Raw genomic sequence first — 7,411 nt, 5'->3', positions numbered from 1 at the left:
AATGGAAAAGTTTTTAAACCCAAGTTCTTTAGTCAGTTTAACAAGTTCTCTTAAATTCATAGCTCTTTCATTTTCTATCTCAACAAGGAAAAGTTTTCTATTAACACTTTTTAGGTAGTCAATTACAACTTTTAAGTTTTCCTTTACCTCTTTATCTTTTAAAGAGGAAAAGACAACGTTTGCCTTAAGTCCAAGCTTTTTAGCAGTCTCAAAAAGTCTTTTCAAAGCATCTTTGTTGTGTGCTACGTCAAAGATAACTGTTGGGTTTTTCTTTAAAATTTGAAATCTTCCCGGTAAACAAACGTTAATTTCTTGCAAGAAGTTAAAAGGAACGTTTAGTATTTCTTTTAAAAAGACCTCACTTGCCTTTATTGCTACTGCACAGTTTATAGCTTGATGTTTACCTATAAAAGAGGTCTTTACCCTCTTTCCGTTATAAAGAAACTCTGTTCCACTTAAAGAAACTTTAACGTCTTGAATTTCAAAATCTTTTCCAAAAAAATAATAATTTTTTGTTTTCTCTTTAACAAGTTCAAAAACTAAATCCTCGTTTTCAGAAACGACAGTAGGAATACCTCCTTTTATAACGGCTACCTTTTCTTTTGCTATCTCTTCTAAAGTGTTTCCTAAATAGTCCTTATGGTCATAGTCAATATGGGTAATAACGGCTAAATCATGGTCAATTGCATTGCTAGCATCAAGTCTTCCACCAAGTCCAACTTCAAAAACGATAGCATCAACTTTAGAAGAAGAAAACACCTCTAACGAAAGCAAAAATGCACCTTCAAAATAGGTAAGGTTATATTTCTCGATAATATCAACTATTTTCCGAAAACTTTCATCTAAAACTTCAGTTTCTACTTCTTTTAAGTCTACTTTAAATCTTTCGTTAAAACGGAAAAGGTGAGGTGAAGTAAAAAGCCCACACTTTATTCCGTGATTTTTCAAGATTTCACATATCATATGGGAAGTAGAACCTTTTCCGTTTGTTCCTGCAACGATTATAGATGGAACTTTCTTTACGTTTAATTCTTCTACAGCCTTTTTTATCCTATCAAGTCCCGGATCCCAAACAAACTCTTTGTTCTCAAAATAGCGTTCAAACTCAGTCAACTTAAAGACCTCGTTAATTAAGATATAATAACCTTTAAAATTTTTGAAAGAGGTTTTAGAGTGAAAGCGTTAATGGAATTCATTGCTACTGGATTTTACAGCGGAAAACTTCCCAAAATGCCCGGAACGTGGGGTTCAATTTTAGCAGCTATCCTCCTTTACCTATTTTGGAAGCCGAATTTAGCTTTCCAACTGTCAGTAATATTTATAACATTTCTTTTAAGTGTTGTATCTGCTGATTATGTTTCCAAAGAGCTTGGGAATAAAGACCCTGACTGCGTAGTTATAGACGAAATCCTCGGAATGGAAATAGCCCTTTTAGGACTCAATGCCAGCCTTGAGACAGCATTCCTTGGACTTATTATATTCCGAGTTATTGATATAATGAAACCACCTCCCATTCCTTTCTTTGAAAAGCTTCCGGGAGGATTGGGTATTACTGTTGATGATGCAATAGCCGGTGTCTTTGCCAATATACTCCTAAGGCTAATCGGAGGAATTTTCAATGTTTAAAAAAGTACTAATAGCAAACAGAAGTGAAGTAGCAACAAGGGTTATAAGGGCTTGTAAGGAACTGGGAATAAAGACCGTTGCAATCTATTCAGAAGCAGATGTTAACTCCTTACACGTTAAAAAGGCAGACGAAGCGTACCTTATTCACGGAGACCCTTTAAGAGCATACCTCAACTACTACAAGATTGTAGACATTGCCAAAAGAGCAGGAGCAGATGCTATTCATCCAGGATACGGTTTCCTCTCAGAAAGGGCAGACTTTGCAGAATATGCAAGGAAGCACGGAATTGAGTTTATAGGGCCTGACGTTAAACACCTTAAAATGTTTGGTAATAAGATAGAAGCCAAAAAGGTAATGAAAGAACTCGGAGTTCCTGTAGCAGAAGGTAGTGAAGATCCAATATCGGATTTAAACGAAGCAAAGGAAATAGCAAAGAAAATAGGCTATCCTGTAATGATAAAAGCTGCCCACGGTGGTGGTGGAAGAGGATTAAGAATAGCAAGAAATGATAAAGAGCTTGAAAGTCAATTTGAAATTGCCGTAAAGGAAGCAGAAGCTGCCTTTGGTAAAGGAGAAGTCTTTATAGAAAAGTACATCGAAAATCCAAGACACATAGAAATACAGATAGTTGCTGACAAACACGGAAACGTTGTCCACCTTGGGGAAAGAGACTGTTCCCTTCAAAGAAGACACCAAAAAGTTCTTGAAATAGCACCATCCCCTGTCTTAACAAGAAGACAGAGAGAAAAGCTTGGAAAGATTTGCGTTGAAGCAGCAAAAGCGATTGGCTATTACGGCGTTGGAACTTGGGAATTTTTAATGGATAAATATGGAAACTTTTACTTTATGGAAGTAAACCCAAGACTACAGGTTGAACACACAATTACCGAAGAAGTAACCGGTATAGACATTGTTCAAGAACAAATAAGAATCGCTGCTGGAATGAACTTATCATTCTCCCAAAAGAACGTTCAGCTTCACGGCTTTGCAATGCAGTTTAGGATAAACGCTGAAGACCCAACAAGAGATTTTGTCCCTTCTCCGGGAACTATTACAGCTTACTATTCTCCCGGTGGAATAGGTGTAAGAATAGACGGAGTAGTTTATAAAGGATACACAATACCTCCTTACTATGACTCCATGGTAGCAAAGCTGATAGTTTGGGGAAGAAGCTGGGACGAAGTAATTAGACGTTCAAGGAGAGCTTTAAATGAGTTTGTAATCCGTGGTGTTCCAACAACCATTCCGTTCTTTAAGAAAATCCTAAACGACCCAGAATTTGTAAACGGAAGGTTTGATACCTCATTCATAGATAGAAAGATTAAAGAGTTTACATTCATTAAAGAACCAGACCCAGAAGTGTTGGCACTTGCAATTTCTGCGGCAATAGCTGCACACCATGGGTTATAAGTAAGAAATAAAGTAGTTGGAGGATAAAAGGTATGGCTAAAAAGATACAGTTCACGGACGTGACTTTAAGAGACGCTCACCAGTCCCTTTTTGCTACACGTATGAAAACGAAAGATATGATTGAAATAGCGCCTATTATTGACAAAGCAGGTTTTTGGTCTGTTGAGTGTTGGGGAGGGGCAACTTTTGACGTTTGCTTAAGATTTTTAAGAGAAGATCCTTGGGAAAGATTAAGAACTTTAAGAAAACTTATGCCAAATTCCCGTCTTCAGATGCTTTTAAGAGGACAAAACCTTGTAGGGTACAGACACTATCCAGACGATGTTGTAAGGGCTTTTGTAAGAAAGGCAGCAGAAAACGGAATTGATGTATTTAGGGTTTTTGACGCTTTAAACGACTTAAGGAACGTTGAGGTTGCTGTAGAAACTGCAAAGGAAATGGGAAAAATCGTTGAAGGGGCAATTTCTTACACAATCAGCCCTGTTCATACGGAAGACCTTTACATAGAACTTGCCCTCCAGTATAAAGAAATGGGCGTTGACATAATCGCTATAAAGGACATGGCAGGACTTTTATCTCCTGAAAAAGCTTACTCTCTCGTAAAAGCTTTAAAGGAAGAAGTAGGACTTCCTGTTCACGTTCATACCCACTGCACAAGTGGACTTGCCGAAATGGCACAGTTAAAGGCTGCGGAAGCTGGAGCAGACATTCTTGACGTAGCAATATCTCCTCTTGCTTCTGATACTTCCCACCCTGCAGTAGAAACTATGGCCTATGCCCTTTCAGAGTTCGGTTTTGAAGTTGGACTTGATAAAGAAGCTTTAAGTAAAATGGCAAGCCATTTTAAGGAAGTTAGAAAGAAATACAAAAAGTATGACATAGACTTTAAAGGAATTGATGCTGCCGTTCTTGAACACCAAATCCCTGGAGGAATGATTTCAAACCTTATTAACCAGTTAAAAGAACAAGGTGCACTTGATAAGCTTGAAGAAGTTCTCAAAGAAGTTCCAAGAGTAAGAGAAGACTTCGGATATCCTCCACTTGTTACACCTACAAGCCAAATCGTTGGAACTCAAGCTGTTTTAAACGTTCTTGCCGGCGAAAGATACAAGATGATTACCCAAGAAGCAAAGAACTACGTTAAAGGTCTTTACGGAAAACCACCTGCACCAATAAAAGAGGAAATCATAAAGAAAGTTCTTGGAGACGAAGAACCAATTACATGTAGACCTGCAGATTTACTCCAGCCTGAACTTGAAAAAGCAAGAGAAGAAATCAAAGACCTTGCAAGAAATGAAGAAGACGTTCTTTCTTACTGCCTCTTTCCAAAGGTTGCAAAAGAGTTCTTTGAATGGAGAGAAAAGGTCGAAAAAGGAGAAATTCCAGCAGTTTCTGAAGAAGACCTTGCAGATGCAGAAGAAGATAGGCAACAGTGTCCACAACCTCTTGCCCCAACAGAGTTTATCATCAACGTTCACGGTGAAAGCTACCACGTAAAAGTTGCAGGTGTAGGACACAAGAAAGAAGGAAAGAAGCCTTACTTTATTAAGATAGATGGAAGACTTGAAGAGGTTGTTGTAGAACCTCTCGTTGAAGTTGTTCCAACTGGTGAGGAAGTAGAAATTAAAGGAGAACTTGCAAGTTCTTCTAAGCGTCCAAGAGCTACAAAAGAGGGAGACGTTACATCTCCAATGCCTGCGAAAGTGGTCGAAATTAAAGTTAAAGAAGGTGATGAAGTTCAGGAAGGAGACGTTGTAGCAATTGTTGAAGCAATGAAGATGCAGAACGAACTTCACGCGCCAATTAGTGGAAAGGTAAAAGCTATCTATGTTAAACCGGGAGATAACGTTAACCCAGACGAAGCTATAATGACAATTGAATAGATTACTTTTTGGCTTATATTATTAGAGGGCGTCGGGGCGTGGCGTAGGTTGGTTAGCGCGCTGGCATGGGGGGCCAGAGGTCGCCCGTTCAAATCGGGTCGCCCCGACCATTTATTTTTTTATTTGGTCTTTTAAAACTGAATAAGGACGGGCATTTCGGATAATTTTAGTTTTTTAAGGCTAAGCAATCGAATGTTTTAAAGAATATGATTTTATTTTGAAGTTCTAATAAATAAACTGTTATGTTTCAATGGGTTAAAGGGTGTTTGGTAATATAGTTTGTGTAGCAAGATGTATTAGATTTATATACAAAACTCAAGTTCTGAAAGCTTTGAAAATCAATGCCTGAATTTTGTACCTGTTGAAATGCCCGCAAAAGTGAGCGGGATTGCTGTTCTTACATCTTCTTTTTCTTCAACAATCCTTTCTGTAATAGTTGAAATGCCCGCAAAAGTGAGCGGGATTGCTGTTAGAAAGTTGGAGAAGTTGGAGGCTGGAAAGGTTTGAATAAAAAAAGCTAAGGAATAGAAAAACTGAAAAGAGAAGGAGAGAGGAAAAAGGGAAGAAAAGAAAATTAAAACCTTTTTAAACTCTCTTTATATTCCTTAAACCACTTCTTTAATCTTCTAAAGTCATCTGCTGGAAACATTTCAAGGATTGCACCAAGTAAGGTTATAGCCAGCATAGACTCTGCAACGACCGATGCAGCCGGAACGGCACAAACATCAGAACGTTCAATAGAAACTTCAAAAGGTTCTTTTGTCCTTATGTCAACACTTCTTAAAGGACTATAAAGAGTTGGAAAATTTTGTTTTGTATATTTACATTTAATATTAACAGGAAAACTCCCCTCATAATCACAGTTTGACAGAGAACACGATAAGTTATGTTCCAACTTATGTGGTAATTCTAGAGGAACAAAAGGCATTTACCCTATAAAGCTGATCAAAAGGTTTAAACTACATTACGATGATAAAGGTTGTGTAAAATCATTATATACAAATTAATGGTCTTAAATTTAGAGGAGGGAGGTGGATTCTGGAAGTAAAAAAGTTCACTTTCCTTCATATTTTCCTGATTATATTTTTCCTATTTCAGACTTATAGGGGAATCTTTGTTTTTGCAGATGCATTTAACTTAGTTAACAATCCATTTTTTATAGGGGGAATTTTTGTCTTAATATACCTGATAAATGTAATGAAAACTTTCATATTAAGAAGCATATCCGGATTTATTTTCTACAATGGATTTCTTGTAGCAATTTTTCTCTATATTTATAAATGTCTTCTTTTCGTCGGTGGATTAGGAAATAAAACGCAAATCTTTGATCTACTTAAACATTCTGGTTGTGTTCATGCCCTAATTCTTCTGATACTTTTATTTTTAGTAACATACCTGCTTGACATAATTCTAATTTTATATTCTATAAAACTAAAAGAACCATTCCTTGCGTTATTTATAGGAACTGTTTCATTATATCTAAGTTCATTCATATTAAGAGCTGATAAAGACTGGATACTGTTCATCATAATTTACGCTTTATTTTTCATCTTTTTAAAACACAACAAAAACTATGCAAAAGTGGATAGACCATTTCTTGTCAATGCTATCATCTTTAGTAGTATAAATGCAGTTATAAATCTAATTGCTACAACAAGCGTAAATCCAACATACTTAAAATTCCTTCTACCAGCTGAATATGTTCTAACTGAGATATTTACATTCTTTCTAATCTTTCATTCCGTATCTAAAAGTCCTAAAAACACTTAATTTTTAAACTTTATTTAAGACTTATAAAATGAGGAAGCTAGTAGCAATCTTAGTTAGTATCCTTAATTGCGTCTCTGTATACATAATAACAAACGATGTTGAAGCATTTTACGTTGTCATGTCCTATCATATTATTCTTGTTCTACCTTTAATTCTTTTCTCTGACATTTTAGGTGCAACAGGCATTATTTTCTGGACAGGAGAAAGATATGGTGGCAAGGAAAGCCCTCCTTGGATTATAGAACTCTTTGGTTGGTTTTTCTTAATATTTCCATACATAGTTATGATGTTTTATATATGGTTAAATTAAAGGAAAAAATGTAATGTGTGGAAGATATCCTAGCCACAAAGGAAAATTCACACATGCTGTAAACTTTATTGGTTCTATGCTCTTTTTCGCAGTATTGATACACAACACAATGGTATATCGCAACTACCTACAAATGTGCAATCTTGAATCTCCCTGTATCCTACTTGTCTTTTCAACCAGTAGTGATTGGAAAGGTTACGGATTTATTGGATATTGCTTTGATCATCTTATGCTAAAAACCTCAGAAGTTTATATAAAAGACTGCAAGCTTCATACGGAGTATTCATTAGTTGTAAACATCATGCTTGTAGTCGGTTTGGTAATGATAAAGGGAGGGATTAAATGAAGGCAAACAATTTCACTAAGGATAAATTAATCTCTATATTTATGTTAGTCTTGGCTCTACTAACA

General features: G+C 36.3%; 9 protein-coding genes and 1 tRNA gene. 8 read left to right on the top strand and 2 right to left on the bottom strand.

Features of this window, described 5'->3' with window-relative positions; all coding sequences use genetic code 11:
• The coding region (locus ABGX27_04190; GenBank protein ID MEO2068692.1) for a Mur ligase family protein at positions 1 to 1,113 on the bottom strand (1,113 nt) is incomplete at its 3' end.
• A 60-nt stretch (positions 1,114 to 1,173) separates the two neighbouring features.
• Here ABGX27_04190 and ABGX27_04185 point away from each other — a divergent pair.
• The 5 genes from ABGX27_04185 to ABGX27_04165 all read left to right on the top strand — a co-directional run bounded on the left by ABGX27_04185 (position 1,174) and on the right by ABGX27_04165 (position 5,427).
• Complete coding sequence (locus ABGX27_04185; GenBank protein ID MEO2068691.1) at positions 1,174 to 1,626, top strand: phosphatidylglycerophosphatase A; 453 nt, start codon at positions 1,174 to 1,176, stop codon at positions 1,624 to 1,626.
• Complete coding sequence (gene accC / locus ABGX27_04180) at positions 1,619 to 3,037, top strand: acetyl-CoA carboxylase biotin carboxylase subunit (GenBank protein MEO2068690.1); 1,419 nt, start codon at positions 1,619 to 1,621, stop codon at positions 3,035 to 3,037. Before ABGX27_04185 ends, accC begins: the two co-directional genes overlap by 8 nt.
• A 32-nt stretch (positions 3,038 to 3,069) precedes the next feature.
• A complete protein-coding gene (oadA, locus tag ABGX27_04175; protein ID MEO2068689.1) occupies positions 3,070 to 4,920 on the top strand; it encodes a sodium-extruding oxaloacetate decarboxylase subunit alpha in 1,851 nt (616 codons plus the stop codon).
• Between the two features lie 32 nt (positions 4,921 to 4,952).
• Positions 4,953 to 5,030 (top strand) — tRNA-Pro (locus ABGX27_04170).
• Positions 5,031 to 5,286: 256 nt separating this feature from the next.
• Complete coding sequence (locus ABGX27_04165) at positions 5,287 to 5,427, top strand: hypothetical protein (GenBank protein MEO2068688.1); 141 nt, start codon at positions 5,287 to 5,289, stop codon at positions 5,425 to 5,427.
• A 67-nt stretch (positions 5,428 to 5,494) separates the two neighbouring features.
• On the opposite strand, the gene ABGX27_04160 is transcribed toward ABGX27_04165, so the two are convergent.
• A complete protein-coding gene (locus ABGX27_04160; GenBank protein MEO2068687.1) occupies positions 5,495 to 5,848 on the bottom strand; it encodes a chorismate synthase in 354 nt (117 codons plus the stop codon).
• A gap of 269 nt (positions 5,849 to 6,117) precedes the next feature.
• On the opposite strand from ABGX27_04160, the gene ABGX27_04155 reads away from it, so the two are divergent.
• Genes ABGX27_04155 through ABGX27_04145 form a run of 3 tightly spaced genes read left to right on the top strand, consistent with a single transcriptional unit; the run spans position 6,118 to position 7,346 of the window.
• Positions 6,118 to 6,690 carry a hypothetical protein gene (locus ABGX27_04155; protein MEO2068686.1) on the top strand — a complete coding sequence of 191 codons (573 nt, stop codon included), beginning with the start codon at positions 6,118 to 6,120 and terminating at the stop codon, positions 6,688 to 6,690.
• A gap of 28 nt (positions 6,691 to 6,718) precedes the next feature.
• Positions 6,719 to 7,000 carry a hypothetical protein gene (locus ABGX27_04150; GenBank protein MEO2068685.1) on the top strand — a complete coding sequence of 94 codons (282 nt, stop codon included), beginning with the start codon at positions 6,719 to 6,721 and terminating at the stop codon, positions 6,998 to 7,000.
• A 13-nt stretch (positions 7,001 to 7,013) separates the two neighbouring features.
• Positions 7,014 to 7,346: a hypothetical protein gene (locus ABGX27_04145; GenBank protein ID MEO2068684.1), complete on the top strand. Its 333-nt coding sequence runs from the start codon at positions 7,014 to 7,016 to the stop codon at positions 7,344 to 7,346.
• Positions 7,347 to 7,411: the final 65 nt, after the last annotated feature.

The organism is Desulfurobacteriaceae bacterium (assembly GCA_039832905.1).
Lineage (GTDB): Bacteria > Aquificota > Aquificia > Desulfurobacteriales > Desulfurobacteriaceae > Desulfurobacterium.
This window is presented reverse-complemented; position numbering and strand designations above follow the sequence as displayed.

Excerpts from the sequence above, each read along its gene's own strand:
- ABGX27_04145 (MEO2068684.1), top strand. The coding sequence starts at position 7,014 with ATGTGTGGAAGATATCCTAGCCACAAAGGAAAATTCACACATGCTGTA.
- ABGX27_04155 (MEO2068686.1), top strand. The coding sequence starts at position 6,118 with ATGAAAACTTTCATATTAAGAAGCATATCCGGATTTATTTTCTACAAT.
- oadA (MEO2068689.1), top strand. The coding sequence starts at position 3,070 with ATGGCTAAAAAGATACAGTTCACGGACGTGACTTTAAGAGACGCTCAC.
- ABGX27_04160 (MEO2068687.1), bottom strand. The coding sequence starts at position 5,848 with ATGCCTTTTGTTCCTCTAGAATTACCACATAAGTTGGAACATAACTTA.
- ABGX27_04165 (MEO2068688.1), top strand. The coding sequence starts at position 5,287 with ATGCCCGCAAAAGTGAGCGGGATTGCTGTTCTTACATCTTCTTTTTCT.
- accC (MEO2068690.1), top strand. The coding sequence starts at position 1,619 with ATGTTTAAAAAAGTACTAATAGCAAACAGAAGTGAAGTAGCAACAAGG.
- ABGX27_04150 (MEO2068685.1), top strand. The coding sequence starts at position 6,719 with ATGAGGAAGCTAGTAGCAATCTTAGTTAGTATCCTTAATTGCGTCTCT.